Annotated in this window: 18 protein-coding genes; 10 read left to right on the forward strand and 8 right to left on the reverse strand. The window is 68.9% G+C overall.

Annotation, left to right across the window (positions count from 1 at the left end; all coding sequences use genetic code 11):
* The first annotated feature begins 7 nt into the window (after window positions 1-7).
* From urtD to ACZYRS_RS00500, 7 genes are read left to right on the forward strand one after another with little or no spacing between them, the layout of a single operon-like run.
* The gene (urtD, locus tag ACZYRS_RS00470) at window positions 8-790 is read left to right on the forward strand and encodes an urea ABC transporter ATP-binding protein UrtD (protein WP_463422432.1); all 783 of its coding nucleotides are present in this window, start codon (window positions 8-10) and stop codon (window positions 788-790) included.
* A gap of 17 nt (window positions 791-807) precedes the next feature.
* Window positions 808-1,497, forward strand: a complete 690-nt coding sequence (urtE, locus tag ACZYRS_RS00475; protein ID WP_463417711.1) for an urea ABC transporter ATP-binding subunit UrtE — start codon at window positions 808-810, stop codon at window positions 1,495-1,497.
* A gap of 44 nt (window positions 1,498-1,541) precedes the next feature.
* Window positions 1,542-2,579 carry an aliphatic amidase gene (locus ACZYRS_RS00480; protein ID WP_463417712.1) on the forward strand — a complete coding sequence of 346 codons (1,038 nt, stop codon included), beginning with the start codon at window positions 1,542-1,544 and terminating at the stop codon, window positions 2,577-2,579.
* Window positions 2,580-2,599: 20 nt separating this feature from the next.
* The gene (locus tag ACZYRS_RS00485) at window positions 2,600-3,418 is read left to right on the forward strand and encodes an AAA family ATPase (protein WP_463417713.1); all 819 of its coding nucleotides are present in this window, start codon (window positions 2,600-2,602) and stop codon (window positions 3,416-3,418) included.
* Complete coding sequence (locus ACZYRS_RS00490) at window positions 3,415-5,037, forward strand: nitric oxide reductase activation protein NorD (RefSeq protein ID WP_463417714.1); 1,623 nt, start codon at window positions 3,415-3,417, stop codon at window positions 5,035-5,037. Before ACZYRS_RS00485 ends, ACZYRS_RS00490 begins: the two co-directional genes overlap by 4 nt.
* A gap of 36 nt (window positions 5,038-5,073) precedes the next feature.
* Window positions 5,074-6,228 carry a transporter substrate-binding domain-containing protein gene (locus tag ACZYRS_RS00495; protein ID WP_463417715.1) on the forward strand — a complete coding sequence of 385 codons (1,155 nt, stop codon included), beginning with the start codon at window positions 5,074-5,076 and terminating at the stop codon, window positions 6,226-6,228.
* A 1-nt stretch (window position 6,229) separates the two neighbouring features.
* Complete coding sequence (locus ACZYRS_RS00500; RefSeq protein WP_463417716.1) at window positions 6,230-6,877, forward strand: ANTAR domain-containing response regulator; 648 nt, start codon at window positions 6,230-6,232, stop codon at window positions 6,875-6,877.
* Between the two features lie 68 nt (window positions 6,878-6,945).
* Here the strand turns inward: ACZYRS_RS00500 and ACZYRS_RS00505 are convergent, their stop codons facing one another.
* Window positions 6,946-7,836, reverse strand: a complete 891-nt coding sequence (locus tag ACZYRS_RS00505) for a LysR family transcriptional regulator (protein ID WP_198785585.1) — start codon at window positions 7,834-7,836, stop codon at window positions 6,946-6,948.
* A 62-nt stretch (window positions 7,837-7,898) separates the two neighbouring features.
* Here ACZYRS_RS00505 and ACZYRS_RS00510 point away from each other — a divergent pair, with 62 nt between their 5' ends.
* Window positions 7,899-8,120 (forward strand): YjiS-like domain-containing protein, encoded by a 222-nt coding sequence (locus ACZYRS_RS00510; protein WP_233101676.1) that lies wholly within the window; start codon window positions 7,899-7,901, stop codon window positions 8,118-8,120.
* Between the two features lie 64 nt (window positions 8,121-8,184).
* Window positions 8,185-9,882, forward strand: coding sequence for a hypothetical protein (locus tag ACZYRS_RS00515; RefSeq protein WP_463417717.1), 1,698 nt, complete (start codon window positions 8,185-8,187; stop codon window positions 9,880-9,882).
* Here ACZYRS_RS00515 and ACZYRS_RS00520 read toward each other — a convergent pair whose 3' ends face one another.
* The 3 genes from ACZYRS_RS00520 to ACZYRS_RS00530 form a co-directional block, all read right to left on the reverse strand.
* On the reverse strand, window positions 9,883-10,275 hold the full coding sequence (locus ACZYRS_RS00520) for a RidA family protein (protein WP_463417718.1): 393 nt from the start codon (window positions 10,273-10,275) through the stop codon (window positions 9,883-9,885).
* A gap of 62 nt (window positions 10,276-10,337) precedes the next feature.
* On the reverse strand, window positions 10,338-10,925 hold the full coding sequence (locus ACZYRS_RS00525; RefSeq protein ID WP_463417719.1) for a uracil-DNA glycosylase family protein: 588 nt from the start codon (window positions 10,923-10,925) through the stop codon (window positions 10,338-10,340).
* A gap of 16 nt (window positions 10,926-10,941) precedes the next feature.
* A complete protein-coding gene (locus ACZYRS_RS00530) occupies window positions 10,942-11,772 on the reverse strand; it encodes an isocitrate lyase/PEP mutase family protein (protein WP_463417720.1) in 831 nt (276 codons plus the stop codon).
* Window positions 11,773-11,869: 97 nt separating this feature from the next.
* On the opposite strand from ACZYRS_RS00530, the gene ACZYRS_RS00535 reads away from it, so the two are divergent.
* On the forward strand, window positions 11,870-12,328 hold the full coding sequence (locus ACZYRS_RS00535) for a CopD family protein (protein ID WP_463417721.1): 459 nt from the start codon (window positions 11,870-11,872) through the stop codon (window positions 12,326-12,328).
* A gap of 6 nt (window positions 12,329-12,334) precedes the next feature.
* Here the strand turns inward: ACZYRS_RS00535 and ACZYRS_RS00540 are convergent, their stop codons facing one another.
* The 4 genes from ACZYRS_RS00540 to ACZYRS_RS00555 all read right to left on the reverse strand — a co-directional run bounded on the left by ACZYRS_RS00540 (window position 12,335) and on the right by ACZYRS_RS00555 (window position 15,400).
* The gene (locus ACZYRS_RS00540) at window positions 12,335-12,976 is read right to left on the reverse strand and encodes a hypothetical protein (RefSeq protein WP_463417722.1); all 642 of its coding nucleotides are present in this window, start codon (window positions 12,974-12,976) and stop codon (window positions 12,335-12,337) included.
* 77 nt (window positions 12,977-13,053) lie between these two features.
* Window positions 13,054-13,443, reverse strand: a complete 390-nt coding sequence (locus ACZYRS_RS00545) for a helicase SNF2 (protein ID WP_198785578.1) — start codon at window positions 13,441-13,443, stop codon at window positions 13,054-13,056.
* 252 nt (window positions 13,444-13,695) lie between these two features.
* The gene (locus tag ACZYRS_RS00550; RefSeq protein ID WP_463417723.1) at window positions 13,696-14,130 is read right to left on the reverse strand and encodes a VOC family protein; all 435 of its coding nucleotides are present in this window, start codon (window positions 14,128-14,130) and stop codon (window positions 13,696-13,698) included.
* A gap of 25 nt (window positions 14,131-14,155) precedes the next feature.
* A complete protein-coding gene (locus tag ACZYRS_RS00555) occupies window positions 14,156-15,400 on the reverse strand; it encodes a CaiB/BaiF CoA transferase family protein (RefSeq protein ID WP_198785576.1) in 1,245 nt (414 codons plus the stop codon).
* Window positions 15,401-15,484: the final 84 nt, after the last annotated feature.

Here is a 15,484-nt window from a genome sequence, read left to right on the forward strand (position 1 = left end):
GATGACGATGCCCAACGGTGGCCTGCCGCAAGCGGCCGCGGCGTTCTCGCACGCGAACGAGCAGATCCTGCGCGTGGAGGACCTGACCGTGTCCTTCGACGGCTTCAAGGCGGTGGACGGCCTGAGCCTCTCGGTGGAGCGCAACGAACTGCGCGTGATCATCGGACCGAACGGCGCGGGCAAGACCACGCTGCTGGACATGATCTGCGGCAAGACCAAGCCCAGCGCGGGCCGCGTGCTCTTCAACGGCCAGGACCTCGGCCGGCTGAACGAATACGAGATCGTGCGCGCCGGCGTGGGCCGCAAGTTCCAGACGCCCTCGGTCTACGAAGACCTCACGGTGCTGGAGAACTTCGAGATCTCGCTGCCGCGCATGCACGGCCTGCTGCAGTCGCTCACCTTTCGCCGCACGCCCGCGCTGCGCGAGCGCATCGATGCGATGGCCGAGCAGGTCTTTCTCATCGAGCGGCTCGGCCACCGCGCCGGGCAGCTGAGCCACGGGCAAAAGCAATGGCTGGAAATCGGGATGCTGCTGATGCAGGAGCCCGAGCTGCTGCTGCTGGACGAACCCGTGGCCGGCATGAGCCCGCGCGAGCGCGAGCAGACGGGCGACCTCCTGCGGCGCATCTCGGCGGGCAAGTCGGTGGTCGTGATCGAGCACGACATGGATTTCGTCAAGCGCATCGCGCACCGCGTCACGGTGCTGCACCAGGGCAAGTTGCTCAGCGAAGGAACGGCCGCGCAGGTGCAGGCCGACCCGCGCGTGATCGACGTGTACCTGGGCCATTGAGAGAAGGAGAAATGCAGATGCTCGAAGTCTCCGCACTCGATGTCGCCTATGGCGAGTCGCATGTCATCCACCAGGTGTCACTGCGCGTCGCGCCCGATGAGGCAGTTGCCATCATGGGGCGCAACGGCATGGGCAAGACCACGCTGCTGAAGTCGCTGATCGGGCTCCTGCCCGCGCGTGGCGGCAGCATCCGCCTGGGCGGCGCCGACCTCACGAAGCTGCCCAGCTACCAGCGCGTGGCGCAGGGCCTGGCCTTCGTGCCGCAGGGGCGCATGGTGTTCCCGTTCCTCACGGTGGAGCAGAACATCCTCTCGGGCGCCGCGAAGTCGGGCCACCGCACGGTGCCCGAGTACCTCTACACCTTCTTTCCCGTGCTCAAGGACATGAGGCAGCGCCGCGCGGGCAACCTCTCGGGCGGCCAGCAGCAGATGCTGGCGATCGCGCGGGCGCTCATCTCCGAGCCCCGGGTGCTGATCCTGGATGAGCCCACCGAGGGCATCCAGCCTTCGATCATCAAGGAGATCGCGCACACGCTGAACGTGCTGCGCGCCGAGCGCGGCTTCGCCGTCGTGGTGTCGGAGCAGGTGCTGAGCTTCGCGCTCGAGCTGGCCGACCGCTTTCTCGTCATCGACCGCGGCCGCATCGTGCACGACGAAGCGCGCGCCACGCTCGACCAGGACAAGGTCAGGTCCTTCCTGACCGTGTGAGCCCCTTTTCGTTTTTCTTCCCTCAACCCTTCAGGAGCAGCGTCATGAGACATGGTGATATTTCGAGCAGCAACGATTGCGTCGGCGTCGCGGTCGTCAACTACAAGATGCCCCGCCTTCACACCAAGGCCGAGGTGCTGGACAACGCCCGCAAGATCGGCGAGATGCTGGTCGGCATGAAAAAGGGACTGCCGGGCATGGACCTTGTGATCTTTCCCGAGTACTCCACGCACGGGATCATGTACGACTCGAAAGAGATGTACGACACCGCCGCCACGGTGCCCGGCGAGGAGACCGCGATCTTCGCGGACGCCTGCCGCCGCGCCAACGTGTGGGGGGTGTTCTCGCTCACCGGCGAGCGCCACGAGGAGCACCCGAACAAGGCGCCCTACAACACGCTGATCCTCATGAACAACCAGGGCGAGATCGTCCAGAAGTACCGCAAGATCATGCCGTGGGTGCCCATCGAGGGCTGGTACCCGGGCGACTGCACCTACGTGAGCGACGGCCCCAAGGGCATGAAGATGAGCCTGATCATCTGCGACGACGGCAACTACCCCGAGATCTGGCGCGACTGCGCGATGCGCGGCGCCGAGCTCATCATCCGCTGCCAGGGCTACATGTACCCGGCCAAGGAGCAGCAGATCCTGGTGTCCAAGGCCATGGCCTTCATGAACAACACCTACGTGGCGGTCGCCAATGCGGCGGGCTTCGACGGCGTGTACTCGTACTTCGGCCACTCCGCGCTCATCGGCTTCGACGGCCGCACGCTCGGCGAATGCGGCGAGGAGGAGATGGGCATCAACTACGCCGAGCTCTCGATGAGCCTCATCCGCGACGCGCGCAAGAACGGCCAGTCGCAGAACCACCTCTTCAAGCTCGTGCACCGCGGCTACACCGGCACCATCAACTCGGGCGACGGCGACAAGGGCGTCGCAGCCTGCCCCTACAACTTCTACACGAAGTGGATCACCGACCCCGAGGGCACGCGCGAGATGGTGGAGTCGTTCACGCGCAGCACCGTCGGCACGCCCGAATGCCCGATCGAGGGCATTCCGAACGAGCCCGCGAAGCACCGCTGAGGAAAGGGCAACGACGCGCCATGAATGCCTCCGTCCCCGATCCGCTCGCGAGCTACCGCATCGAGACCGAGCCCTTCTACCGGCCCGCGGGCAACGAGGTGGCGCTGTACCGGCAGGCGTACCGCCACCGCATGCCGCTGATCCTCAAGGGGCCCACCGGCTGCGGCAAGACGCGCTTCGTGGAGCACATGGCGTGGTCGCTCGGGCGGCCGCTGGTCACGCTCGCCTGCAACGAGGACATGACGGCCTCCGACCTCGTGGGGCGCTACCTCCTGGATGCGAACGGCACCGCGTGGCACGACGGGCCGCTCACGCTCGCGGTGCGCCACGGCGGCATCTGCTACCTGGACGAGGTGGTAGAGGCGCGGCAGGACACCACCGTGGTCATCCACCCACTGACGGACGCGCGCCGCATCCTGCCGCTGGACAAGAAGGGCGAGCTGGTGCGCGCGCATCCGGACTTCCAGCTCGTGGTGTCGTACAACCCCGGCTACCAGAGCAGCGCGAAGGACATGAAGCCCTCGACGCGCCAGCGCTTCGCGGCGCTGGAGTTCGACTACCCCGACAGCACACTTGAAGCAGAGATCGTCGCGCACGAGGCCGACGTCGCCATCGAACTGGCGGCCAAGCTGGTGGCGATTGCGCATTGCTCGCGGGAACTGAAGCACCGCGGGCTCGACGAAGGGATTTCGACGCGCATGCTCATCTACGCGGGCGTGCTGATCCGCGACGGCGTGTCGCCGCGCGACAGCTGCGACATGACGATGACACGCGCACTCACCGACGATCCCGACATGGCGAGCGCGCTGCAGGGCTTCGTGCAGGCGCAGTTCGGATGAAAGACAGCCACGCGTCGCTGGCCCTGCTTGCCCGTGGGCTGGCGGGCGTGGATGTGGAGGTGCAGCCGCTCGAAGTCGGTGCACGCGCGGTGCTCGTGGGCAAACGGCTGCTGCTGCCCGCGAGCGCGAGCGCGAGCGAACGGATGCACCGCGCCATGGTGGCGCACGCGGTCGCGCACCTGCGCCACTCGGTGCCCGCCCGGCCCGCGCGCACGCTCAAGCCGATCGGCATCGCGGTCGTCTCGGCCATCGAGGATGCGCGCGTGGAGCGGCTGCTGTGCCGCGATTTTCCTGGTCTGCATGGCTGGTTCGCCGGATCGCTCGCACCGCCGCCCGATCCGCTGGACCTGGGCTTCGCGGCGCTTCTCTCGCGCATGGACCGCATGCTGATGCTGCCCGCCTGGCAGGACGACAACCACTGGGTCAACAAGGCGCGCCGCCTGTTCGAGGAGACGGTGACTCGCGCGGGACTCGAAGACTACGACGCCTTCCGCGCGATCGCATCGATCCTGGCCAACGACCTCGGCCAGATGCGCGTGCGCTTCGATCCGCAGCACTACGTGGTGCCCGCGCCTTATCGCGACGACAACAGCTACCTCTGGGATTTCGGCGAGACCGAGACGTCGCCCGACGAAGCGATCGCGCTACAGCAGTCCGGCGCGCGGCCACCGCCAGCCGACGGCGGCGCCTCATCGCTCGATGCCGGCATCGAACTGGAACTGGGCCGCTACAGCTACCCCGAATGGGACCGCAAGCTCGAGCGCCTGCGGCCCGACTGGTGCACCGTGATCGAGAAGCTGCCCGCATGGCAAGGCCTCGCTGCGATGCGCGAGCAGGCATCGGCAAGCAGCGAGCGCTTCGCCCCGCTCGCCCTGCCCCGCGCGCGCCACCTCGACCGCACGCACCGCCTGCGCCGCCAATGGGAGGGCGACGACGTCGACCTGAACGCCGCGATCGAGGTGCTGGTCGACCGGCGCCTGCGCCTGCGCCCCGACCCGCGCCTGTTCATGCGCTCCGGCAAGGCGCCGCGCCCGAGCAGCGTGCTGGTGTTGCTGGACCTCTCGGAATCGGCGAACGACCCCGGCCATGGGGGTGCGCGCTCGCTGCTCGACATCGAGAAGCAAGCGGCCCTGATGCTGGCCGACGCGAACGCGCGCGGCATCGACCGGCTCGCGATCCACGGCTTTTCGTCGAACACGCGCGCCGAGGTGTATTACTACCGCCTGCTTGAATTCGGCACGCTGCTCCAGGCACCGTCACGCGCCATGATCGGTGCGGTGCGCGGGCGCTACTCCACGCGCATGGGCGCCGCATTGCGCCACGCCGTATCGCACCTGCGCACCGAGCCCTCGGGCCAGCGCGCGATATTGCTCGTGACCGACGGCGCGCCGGCCGACATCGACGTGCACGACCCCCAGTACCTCATCGAAGACGCCCGCAGGGCCGTCGCCGAAGCGCGCGAGGCCGGCGTGCGCACCGCTTGCATCGCGGTCGATGGCGCGGCCGATGCGTACGTGCGCCGCATCTTCGGCTGGCGCAACTATTGCATCGTGGGCGACGCACGCAGCCTGCCCGCGCGGCTTGCGCGCATGAGCGCACGACTGGCCGCCGCAAACTGAGGAGAATGATGGTTCACACACCCAGGAGACACCCCCGTGGCTGACAAGGACCCCATTCGCGTCGGCATCCTCTACTCGGAAACCGGCGTCACCTCGACGATCGGGCTGTCGCAGCTGCAGGGCGCGCTGCTGGCCATCGAGGAGATCAACGAGGCCGGCGGCGTGGACGGCCGCGAGATCGTGGCGGTGCGCTACGACCCCCAATCCAACCCCACGCGCTACGCCCAGCTGGCCGAGAAGCTGATCGTGCAGGACCGCGTCAACGTGATCTTCGGCTGCTACATGTCCAGCAGCCGCAAGGCCGTGATCCCGGTGATCGAGAAGTGGAACAAGCTGCTCTTCTACCCGACGCTCTACGAGGGCTTCGAGTACTCGGGCAACGTGATCTACACGGGCGCCGCGCCCAACCAGAACAGCGTGCAGCTGGCCGAGTTCATGACCACGAATTTCGGTTCGCGCGTGTACCTGATCGGCTCGGACTACATCTACCCCTACGAGTCGAACCGCATCATGGGCGAGCTGGTGATGCAGCGCCCGGGCAGCGAGAAATTGGGCGAGCGCTACGTGGCGCTCGATGCCACCGAAAAAGACTACCGCGCGATCATGGACGACATCCGCGACAAGCAGCCCGACTTCATCTTCTCGACCGTCGTCGGCGACTCCACCGCGAGCCTGTACCGCGCGTATGCCGAGGCGGGGTTCGATCCGAAGCGCATGCCGATTTCCAGCCTCACGACGTCGGAGGCCGAGATCTCGCAGATGGGCCGCGGCGTGGCCACGGGGCACTTCACCGCGGCGCCGTACTTCCAGTCGATCGACTCGGCCGCCAACCGCCGGTGCCTGGCGCGCCTGCGCGAGCGCTTCGGCGACGGCTGCGTGCCCAACCTGTGCTGGGAGGCTTCGTACTTCCAGATGCACATCTTCGCCAACGCGTTCCGGCAGTCGGGCAGCGACGGCATCGCGGAGATCCTGCCGCACATCCTGGGCAGCGAGTTCGATGCGCCGCAGGGCCGGGTGAAGATCGACCCGGCGAACCACCACACCTGCCTCTACCCGCGCATCGGCCGGGTCGATGCGCAGGGGCAGTTCACCATCGTGCGGCAGGCCACGCGGGCGGTGGTTCCGGACCCCTACCTGGTCACCCACTCGCTGGGCGACTGGACGGCCAGGCTCGACACGCTGGAGCTCTAGCATGGACGGCGCCGCCCCCAAGCGACACACCCTGCGGGTGACGCCGCCGCAGCTGAAAGAGCTGCGCTTGCTGAAGATCGCGGTGATCCACCCCGACGACGCGGACGGCCGCCAGCTCACGCAGCAGCTGCAGCGCATCGGCTGCCAGGTGCAGGCCTTCTGGCCACCGGTGCAGGTGCTGCCCGAGGGCATCGATGTGGCGTTCATGGCGGTGCAGCCCGACCTCATCCACCTGCGCTTCGAGTGGACGCAGGGCGAAGACGCGCCCGCCATCATCGCGGTGGTGACCTACGAGAACCCGACCATCGTGGAGGCGGTGCTGGAGATCGGCGCCAAGGCCGTGCTGCCTTCGCCCGTGCGCTCCTTCGGGCTGCTCTCGGCGCTGGTGGTGGCGCGCGAGGCGCACAAGGAAAGCCGCTCGCTCGCGCGGCGCCTGCGCAAGGTGGAGGCCAAGCTGCTCGGCGTGCGGCAACTGGCCGAGGCCAAGACCATCCTCATGAAGACGCACTGCGTGTCCGAAGGACAGGCGCACGACCTCATCCGCGAGCAGGCAATGAGCAAGCGCACGACCATGGAAGAGATCGCCGCGGCCATCGTCAACGCCAACGAGATCCTCTCGCTGGGCACGCGCAAGCCCGGCCAGGGCTGAAGCTCCGAGCTGGCAAGCCCGGCCGGGGCTGACGCTCGACGCTGGCAAGCCCGGCCAGGGCTGACGCATCAAAGCTGGCGGAACGTCGTCAGCACCTTCAACACGCTCCGCGTCGCGCCATCGATCACGCCGGGCAGGCGGTGCGCAATGCCCAGGCGGCGCGTGAGCTTTGGGGTGATCGGCAGCACCTGCATGCGCTTGTCGAGTGCATCGTCGGCCGTGTGCTGCAGCGGCAGCAGCGCCGCGCCATAGCCGGCGGCCACGAGGCTCTGGATCGCCGCGTCGTAGTTGAGCTCGATGCGCGCGCGCGGTGCGAAGCCGGCCTCGGCGAACCACGCCATCGTGAGGCGGTACATGTGGGTGGTGGCGTCGTTGAAGATCAACGGCTGCGCCGCGAGCCACGCGGGCGTCACGCGCCGGGGCGCCTTCGTGCGCTGGGGCACGAAAGCCATCATGGCCTGGTCGCGCCACGGCGTGACGACCAGCTCGCGCAGCGGCGGCTGCGGCATCGCGACCAGGCCGATGTCCAGCGTGCCCGCGGCCAGCCGCGCCATCGCTTCGGACGAGCCGAGGATGCTCACCTCCACGTCGATGCCCGCGTGCACCGTGCCCAGCGCTTCGAGCACCTGCGGCAGCAGGTCGACCACCACGCCGGTCGACGTGCCCAGCCGCACGCGGCCCGTGCGGCCTTCGGTCTGGCGCTTGACGGCATCGATGGCCTCGTCGGTGTCGCGCAGCAGCCGGCGCCCACGCTCCACCAGCGCCGCGCCCGCGGCCGTCGGCGTGACGGTGCGGCTGCCGCGCACCACCAGCTGCGCGCCCAGGCGCGATTCGAGTTCGCTGATGTGCAGGCTCACCGTGGGTTGCGCCAGGTGCAGCGCCTTGGCGGCCGCCGAGAAGGTGCCCAGGTCGGCGATGGCGACGAGGGTTCGCAGCTGGTCGAGGTTCAGTTGTCGCATCAGGAATGCTGATTGAAGGGTTCAGGAATCTCAACTTCCACAATAGCATGCAGCGCCGGAAGATGAGCGCTCCCACCAAGGAGCCCACCGTGACAGCGCCCAAGCCCTCGACCTTTCATCAACGCCTGATGCATGCCCTGCACGACTGGCGCCGCCGCGCCGCACAGCGCCGCCGCGGCCGCGCCGACTCGCAGCACCTGGCCGGCATGAGCGACCACGATCTGCGCGACCTGGGCATCGGGCGCAGCGAAGTGCCGCAACTGATCGACCGCGACAGGTACTGAAAGAATCGAAGAAGCGGCATTGGCCTTCAGCCTTCGCCCCGGAATTTGAGGTTCAATCCGGGGCGTGCCCCAACCCAAGACGCCCGCCCCGCTCTCCATCGAACTCACCTCGCCGCAGTCGGTCAACGGCAAGCGCGCGGCCTTCCAGTCGCTCTGGCTGCTGGTGCGCATGCAGCATGCGCACGATGCCGAAGGCGGCCTGGTGCGGCTGGCCGACTTGCGCGGCGAAGTCTCCGATGCGAGCACGCTGCGCATGGTCGTGAGCCGCGCGTTCCGCGATTTCAAGGCCTGGAACATCGAGGTCGGCTGGGGCGAAGACACGCAACGCGAGCCCCGTTTCCTGAACGCCGAGCGGCGCAGCCAGGGCCCGTTCTGGCTGCCGGCCGCCGAGGCGAAGCGCGTGCGCATGCTGGTGGGCGGGCGCGCGGCCACGGCCGCCGAAGTGGCCTCCTTTCTCGGCCTGCGCGCGCGCAAGCGCCGCGCGGCGGAACCCGGCGCGCCGCCGCCCGATGCGGTGCACCTGCAGGACGCTGCTTTCTGGAAGCAGCTGGTCGCCTCGCAACAGGCGGCGCGGCAGGGCCGGCTCATGACACCCGTGGCGTCCGTGGCGTCCGTGACTGGGGGCCACGCGACCGGGCTGCCGACCAGCGCGCTGGAGTCGATCCGCCTGGCCGGCACGCTGGCCGCCACCGATTTCCAGCGCGCGCTGGTCACGCTCAACGAGGCGATGCTGTGGCGCCGCCTCGGCGACAACGAGCAGGCGCGCCGGCGGCTGCAGGCGCTCAAGAAGCAGCGCCTGGCCCACCACGTGGCGGGCAACGACTACCTGGGCGCGATGGAGTGCATCGTCTCGGCGTGGTGCGCCTACACCGCGCGCGACTTGCCGCTCGCGCAGTCGCTCTTGAGCGGCATGGCCGAGGACGCGGCGCGCGGCCTCGTGCTGCGGCATCACCCCGACGTGCGTTTCGAGTGGTGCAACCTCTGGGCGCTGGTGTGCCGCTCGCGCGCGCTCGGCCTTTCGGCGGACGACAAGCCGGCCGCCGCGGCACTCGCCGAAGAGTCGCTGCAGCGCTTCGGCGAGGCGCTGGCGGCGGCCTTCGAATCGCATTCGTTCGACGCCGCGCAGCACGTGGCCGCGAACATGGGCATGGCCGCGTGGCTGTTCGACCGCGTCGGCCTCTCGGACCTGCCGGCGCTCGCGCACGACGGCCACGCCGACACCGCGCGCCGCGCGGTGCAGTGGATCGCCTTCAGCGAATGGCTCTGCGGCCACACCGACGGGCAAGGGCGCTCGGCGTGGAACGCGATCTACCTGATGCGCATCGCGCGCGGCCACTGCCGGCCCGAGACACAACCCACGCTCGCGCAGTTCCGCGCGCAAAAGCCGCTGGACCCGGCCGCGATCTCGAAGCTCGCCGGCCCGTTGGCGGATGCCTTCGACGCCACGCACTGGCCGGTGCGCTGGGTCGACGTGGCGCAGGCGCGCTTGGCCGATCACCAGGCCGGGCGCCGCCGCTACCCCGGCCTTCAGCACTGCAGCCTGCTGTTCGAGCACGCCTGGTATGCCGCGCATGCGGGCGATCTGCAGGCGGCCGAGCAGTCGCTGGGCGTGCTGCGCGAGGCGCTGCCGCAGCTGGTGCCGAGCGACCGCGCGTACTTCACCGAATCGTGGAACGACACGCTGCCCGCCGAACTGGTGCTGGAAGCCAAGCCGCCACGGCGGCCCAGCACACGCAAGAAGACCGCGCGCCCTGCCCGCTGATCAGCAGGCGGCGATGCAATCGATCTCGATGTCGAACGGCCCGAACCACGCCGGCACGCAGACGAAGATGCGCGCGGGCGGGTCTTTCGGAAAGTACCGCGCGTAGATCGCATTGACGGCCGCGAACTGCTCGACCGACGTGCAGTACACGTTGCACTTGAGCACGTTGTCGAGCGACGAGCCGGCGGTTTCCAGACAGAGCTTCAGCTGGTCGAGCACGATTTCCGCCTGCCGCTCGATCGGCGCCTCGGCCACCCGGCCGGTGGCGGGGTCGAACGGCGGCAGGCCCGACACGTAGACCGTGTCGCCATGCCGCGTGACGACCGAGGTCGGCGCCTTCAGTTGCTCCAGATAGGTCGACAGCGGCTCGACACGGATGACTTCTTTCTTCATGAACGCGGCTTTCTGCAACGGGATGCGTTCGATGATGCCGGCCGCGGCACCGGCTCGCTTCGCTATGGAACGAAGGATGGCGCGAGCGCCTGCCGCACGCGCTCGCGCAGCACCGGGAGCACATCGCTTTCGAACCACGGATGGTGCTTGAACCAGCCCGTGTTGCGCGGCGACGGATGCGGCAGCGGAATGAAACGCGGCGCGTATTCCGCGAAGGCCTCGACGGTTTCGGTGACGCCGGCCTTGCGCGCCGCGCCGAGAAAGTGGCGCTGCGCGTACTGGCCGATCAGCAGCGTGAGCTCGACCTCTTTCATCTGCGCGAGCAGGCGCGCCTGCCAGAGTTCGGCGCACTCCCTGCGCGGCGGCAGGTCGCCGCTCGCGCCGCGGCCGGGGTAGCAGAAACCCATCGGCATGAGCGCGACGCGCGTCGCGTCATAGAACACCTCGCGATCGATGCCGAGCCAGCGACGCAGCTGCTCGCCGCTCTTGTCGTTCCATGGCACGCCGGTGGTGTGCACAGTCATGCTCGGCGCCTGGCCGACAAGCAGCAGGCGGGCCGTGGCGCTGGCCTGCAGGACGGGTCGCGGCCCGAGCGGCAGGTGAGCGGCGCAGGCTTGGCAAGCGCGGATTTCCGCGAGGAGCGCGTCCATCAACGGGTCTCGCGCGCTACTCGGCAAACGGGCGGAAGAACCCATTGAGTTCATTGCCCGCCGCGGCGTTGGCGAACCCATCGAAACGCCCCTGCTCCGCCAGCGTGCGCGCCGCGTGGATGAACCCGCCCCATGCCGCGCGCGCGAGTCCGCCGCCCACGCTGACGCGCCGCACGCCCAGCGCGGCGATGTCCTTCATCGTGAGTTCGCTCGCGCCGCCGACCAGCAGGTTGACGGGCTTGGGCGCCACGGCCGCGACCACCGCGGCGATCTGTTCACGCGTCTTGATGCCCGGCGCGTAGAGGCAGTCGGCGCCGGCCGCTGCGTAGGCCTTGAGCCGCGCGATGGTGTCGTCCAGGTCGGGCCGGCCCGCGAAGAAGTTCTCGGCGCGGCCCACGAGCAGGGTGTCGCCGCCCGCCGCATCGATGGCCTTGCGCGCGGCGCGCAGGCGCTCGACCGCAACGTCGATGGGAAAGAGCGGATCGGCCGCGTTGCCCGTCGAGTCCTCGATCGACAGGCCCGCCACGCCGGTCTCGACCGCGAGCCGCACGCTCTCGGCCACGCCCTGCGCATCGGCGGCGAAGCCGTTCTCGAAGTCCGCGTTCACCGGCAGGTCGGTGGCCGCCACGATGTCGCGCAGGTGCGCGAGCACGGTGTCGCGCGACTGCGCACCGTCGGCCAGGCCCTGCGACCACGCGTGGCCCGAACTCGTGGTGGCCAGCGCCTTGAAGCCCAGGCCCTGCAGGTAGCGCGCGCTGCCCGTGTCCCAGGGGTTGGGGATGACGAAGCAGCCTTGTTCGTGGAGCGCGCGGAAGTCGGCGCGTTTCTGGGCGACGGTGCGGGTCATGAAGGCCTCATCTTTCTTGCTTTGTGCGGAGGATGGGTTTTAACGCAACCGCGCGAACGTTGCGCGAGCGCACCGTTCGGTGTTCTGATCGGCACCCATGCCCTACGCCATCCTGCTTTTCATTCATCTCGTCGCCGCCGCCTTCTGGGTCGGCGGCATGGCCACGATGCATTTCGCGGTGCGCCCCGCTGCCGTCGCCACGCTGGAGCCGCCGCTGCGCCTGCGCACCATGACCGCGGCGCTGCGGCGCTTCTTCGTCGGCGTGGACGCGGCCATCACGCTGCTGTTCGTGAGCGGCGTGTCGATGATTCTCTTGACCGGCGGCTTTCGCGGCCTGCACTGGCGCATCGAGGCGATGATGAGCATCGCCATCGTGATGGCCGGCATCTATGTCTACATCCGCGCCTCGGTGTTCAAGGCGCTGCGCCGTGCGGTCGAAGAGAGCGCGTGGCCGGTGGCGGCCGCGCGGCTGAACACGGTGCGCAAGCTCGTGAGCCTGAACCTCGCGCTCGGCGTGGTGGTGTTCGCCGTCGCGACCGTCGGGCGCGCGGGCTAGCGGCTCTCAGCGCTTGCTGGAAGCGCTCGCCAGTTCGCCGAGCACGGCGCCGTCGACCGGCTTTTGCAGCCACTTGGCGATGTCTTCGCCCAGCGCATAGGTCACCACGCCGACCATGCTGCAGGTGCTGCGCGGCATGCCGAAGTAGATGAACATCTGGCGCTGTGCGGTGAAGCGCGCGGGTGCCTCGCCCTTGCGCTCGAGCGTGCCGCGCAACTGCACGATCTTCGGGCCGCCGTAGAGACCGCCCGCGTTCGCGAGCAGGTCGATGATCTCGATCTGAAGGACGGGTGCGCCCTCGGCGTTGAGGGGTGCCGGCGGCGCGAGAAGGTATTCGTAAGGGGTAAGCAACTGGTCCTGCACGGCCTGCTTGAGCGAGGCGGGAACGTCGCACGCATCGTCGGCCTTCTTCAGCTGGACGCCCTTGGCGGTGGTGCCATAGGTGACCGCGGGGACGACCACGCTGTTGCGCGCGGTGGCTTCAGGCGGTGGGGGCTCGGGAGGTGCCGGCTGGCGCGTGCCGCAGGCGGCGAGCAGTGCGGCGGTGCCCACTACAACGGACACAAGGGACACACGGGACGCGCGGGACACGCGGGACGCAAAGGAAAGCCGCGCGGCAATGCGCGCGGCAAGCGGATGGTTTGTCATTGGAGATCTCCCTGAAGAATCGGACACGCGTTCGTCGACGCGCGCCCGATTTTGCATGGAGATGCCGCAACGCCAACTTACAGCCCGAGCGTGTCGATGCCGTGCGCAACCGCCACGGCCTGGGCGCGCACCGTGGCGCGGTCGAGCGTGCTGGACAGGCGCGGCGCGGTGCCGGCCGAAGCGGCTTCGGCGTACAGGTCGCCGGCGCGGGCGGCGGCCACGGCTTGCGTGCGCACCGTGGCGCGGTCGGTGGCGCTCGCGATGGCGACGGGCACGCCGCTCGATGCGCCTTCGGCGTACTGGTCCGCGCTGTGGGCTGCAACGACCGCATCGGCGCGCACGGCGGCGCGGCTGGCGGTCGACTGGAACTGCAGCACGCCCTGGTATTCCTCGGCGCTGGCGCCAACGGCGAAAGCGGAGAGGGCGGCAGCAGCGGCGGCGGCGAGGAGGAGCTTGGTGGTCTTCATGGCAGTGTCTTTCAAAAGAAGTGAGTGAGTCGGTTGGTGATCTGTCGGGACATTCATCGCTACGTCGGGATGCCGTGTGGCGATGAATGAATTACATCGGCAGGCTGTATCTGCGATGTGTCGAGATCCGGGGCGTTTTGCATGCGCGTGTGTGCGCTTCGCCGGCTGGACACACTGGCGTACAAATCGGCCCGCGCGGGCCGCACTGCACTTCGAAAAGAGAGATTGAAGGGGTGGGCGAAGGGCCGGCGCTCAGCCGGCCGCGCCCTTGAGCTCGACGCCGTTGCCGTCGGGGTCGGTGAGATAGATCGAAGGCCCGTTGCCCTCGGCACCGAAGTTGTTCTGCACCTCGCCGTTCACCGGCACGCCGTGGCGCGCCATCAGCGCGCGAATGGCCGCTTCATCGAAAGGCTCGATGCGCAGGCACAGGTGGTCGACATTGCGCCCCTCCTTGCCGGCGAGCGCGCCGCCCTGCCGGCCGAGCGGACCGTCGTGCGTGACGAGGTCGATGAGGCTCGTGCCGGCACGCAGGTGGATGAGCCCCAGGTCGTCGCGGCGCTTCTCGATCGCGCAGCCGAGCACGTCGCGGTAGAACGCGATCGCGCGTTCGGCATCTTTCACGCGCAGCACGACATGGTCGACGCGCAGGACCGTGAACGGAGGGCTGTGCGTCGTGCTGTCGGTCATCGCGTGGGTCCTTTCTACATGGCGTTCAGACCACGCCCGCCGAGCGCAGCGCGTCGAAGCGCGCGGCGTCGATGCCGAACTCGGCGAGCACCTCGCGCGTGTGCTGCCCGAGCGCCGGCGGCGCGTGGCGCAGCACGGGCGGCGTGGCCGACAGGCGCAGCGGGCTCGCCACGCCGGTGATGCTCGCGATGCCGTCGCCCGCATCGCGCGGCAGCGTGACCGCCAGGCCCCGCGCCTTGACCTGCGCATCGTCGAAGGCTTGCGCGATGTCGTTGATCGGGCCGCAGGGCACGGCCTTGTCTTCGAGCAGCGTGACCCAGTCGGCGGTGGTGCGGGTGCGGGTGAGTTCTTCCATCATCGGGATCAGCACGCCGCGATGCTTCACGCGCAGCGTGTTGGTCGCAAAGCGCGCATCGGCTGCCCATTCCGCGTGGCCGGCCGCTTCGCAGAAACGCGCGAACTGGCCGTTGTTGCCGATGGCCAGCAGCATCGAACCGTCGAGCGTCGGAAAGTCCTGGTAGGGCGCCAGGCTCGGGTGCGTGTTGCCCTGCCGCTGCGGCGCCTTGCCGGTGTTGAGAAACGCGCTCGCCTGGTTCGCGAGGATGGCCATGCCCACGTCGAGCAGCGCCATGTCGATGTGCTGGCCTTCGCCGGTGCGGTCGCGCACCTGCAGCGCCGCGAGGATCGCGGTGCTCGCGTAGACGCCGGTGAAAAGATCGGTGAGCGCCACGCCGACCCGCAACGGGCCGCCGCCGGGCACGTCGTCGGGGCGGCCGGTGATGCTCATCATGCCGGTCATGGCCTGGATCATCAGGTCGTAGCCCGCGCGCTCGGCGTACGGGCCGTCGTGGCCGAAGCCGGTCACGCTGCAATAGATGAGGCGCGGATTGGCCGCGCGCAGGCTCTCCTGGTCGAGGCCGTATTGCTTCAGCCCGCCGGTCTTGAAGTTCTCCACCACGATGTCGGCCTGCGCGGCCATCTGCTGCAGCAGCGCCTGACCGTCGGCCGTGGCCATGTCCACCGTGACCGAGCGCTTGTTGCGGTTGCAGGCAGTGAAGTAGCTGGCCTGGTCGGTGTCGTTGCCGTCCGCGTCCTTGATGAAGGGCGGGCCCCAGGTGCGCGTGTCGTCGCCCACGCCCGGGCGCTCGATCTTGATGACATCGGCACCCAGGTCCGCGAGGATCTGCGTGCACCACGGGCCCGCGAGCACGCGGGACAGATCCAGGACCTTGATGCCGTCGAGAGCTGCGGCCGGTTTGTTCATCGTCATCTACGTTGGTGTTGTCCTGCAATTCGAGGATGCCGCGGAACCGGCTTTGCCGGGCCGCTGGCGTCGCCCCCTGGAAGGGGGTTG

Source organism: Variovorax sp. AC194 (assembly GCF_979257995.1).

Bases quoted from the DNA above. Each gene is read 5' to 3' on its own strand.
- urtD (WP_463422432.1), top strand. From the start codon at position 8: ATGCCCAACGGTGGCCTGCCGCAAGCGGCCGCGGCGTTCTCGCACGCG.
- urtE (WP_463417711.1), top strand. From the start codon at position 808: ATGCTCGAAGTCTCCGCACTCGATGTCGCCTATGGCGAGTCGCATGTC.
- ACZYRS_RS00480 (WP_463417712.1), top strand. From the start codon at position 1,542: ATGAGACATGGTGATATTTCGAGCAGCAACGATTGCGTCGGCGTCGCG.
- ACZYRS_RS00485 (WP_463417713.1), top strand. From the start codon at position 2,600: ATGAATGCCTCCGTCCCCGATCCGCTCGCGAGCTACCGCATCGAGACC.
- ACZYRS_RS00490 (WP_463417714.1), top strand. From the start codon at position 3,415: ATGAAAGACAGCCACGCGTCGCTGGCCCTGCTTGCCCGTGGGCTGGCG.
- ACZYRS_RS00500 (WP_463417716.1), top strand. From the start codon at position 6,230: ATGGACGGCGCCGCCCCCAAGCGACACACCCTGCGGGTGACGCCGCCG.
- ACZYRS_RS00505 (WP_198785585.1), bottom strand. From the start codon at position 7,836: ATGCGACAACTGAACCTCGACCAGCTGCGAACCCTCGTCGCCATCGCC.
- ACZYRS_RS00510 (WP_233101676.1), top strand. From the start codon at position 7,899: ATGAGCGCTCCCACCAAGGAGCCCACCGTGACAGCGCCCAAGCCCTCG.
- ACZYRS_RS00520 (WP_463417718.1), bottom strand. From the start codon at position 10,275: ATGAAGAAAGAAGTCATCCGTGTCGAGCCGCTGTCGACCTATCTGGAG.
- ACZYRS_RS00525 (WP_463417719.1), bottom strand. From the start codon at position 10,925: ATGGACGCGCTCCTCGCGGAAATCCGCGCTTGCCAAGCCTGCGCCGCT.
- ACZYRS_RS00530 (WP_463417720.1), bottom strand. From the start codon at position 11,772: ATGACCCGCACCGTCGCCCAGAAACGCGCCGACTTCCGCGCGCTCCAC.
- ACZYRS_RS00535 (WP_463417721.1), top strand. From the start codon at position 11,870: ATGCCCTACGCCATCCTGCTTTTCATTCATCTCGTCGCCGCCGCCTTC.
- ACZYRS_RS00540 (WP_463417722.1), bottom strand. From the start codon at position 12,976: ATGACAAACCATCCGCTTGCCGCGCGCATTGCCGCGCGGCTTTCCTTT.
- ACZYRS_RS00545 (WP_198785578.1), bottom strand. From the start codon at position 13,443: ATGAAGACCACCAAGCTCCTCCTCGCCGCCGCCGCTGCTGCCGCCCTC.
- ACZYRS_RS00550 (WP_463417723.1), bottom strand. From the start codon at position 14,130: ATGACCGACAGCACGACGCACAGCCCTCCGTTCACGGTCCTGCGCGTC.
- ACZYRS_RS00555 (WP_198785576.1), bottom strand. From the start codon at position 15,400: ATGACGATGAACAAACCGGCCGCAGCTCTCGACGGCATCAAGGTCCTG.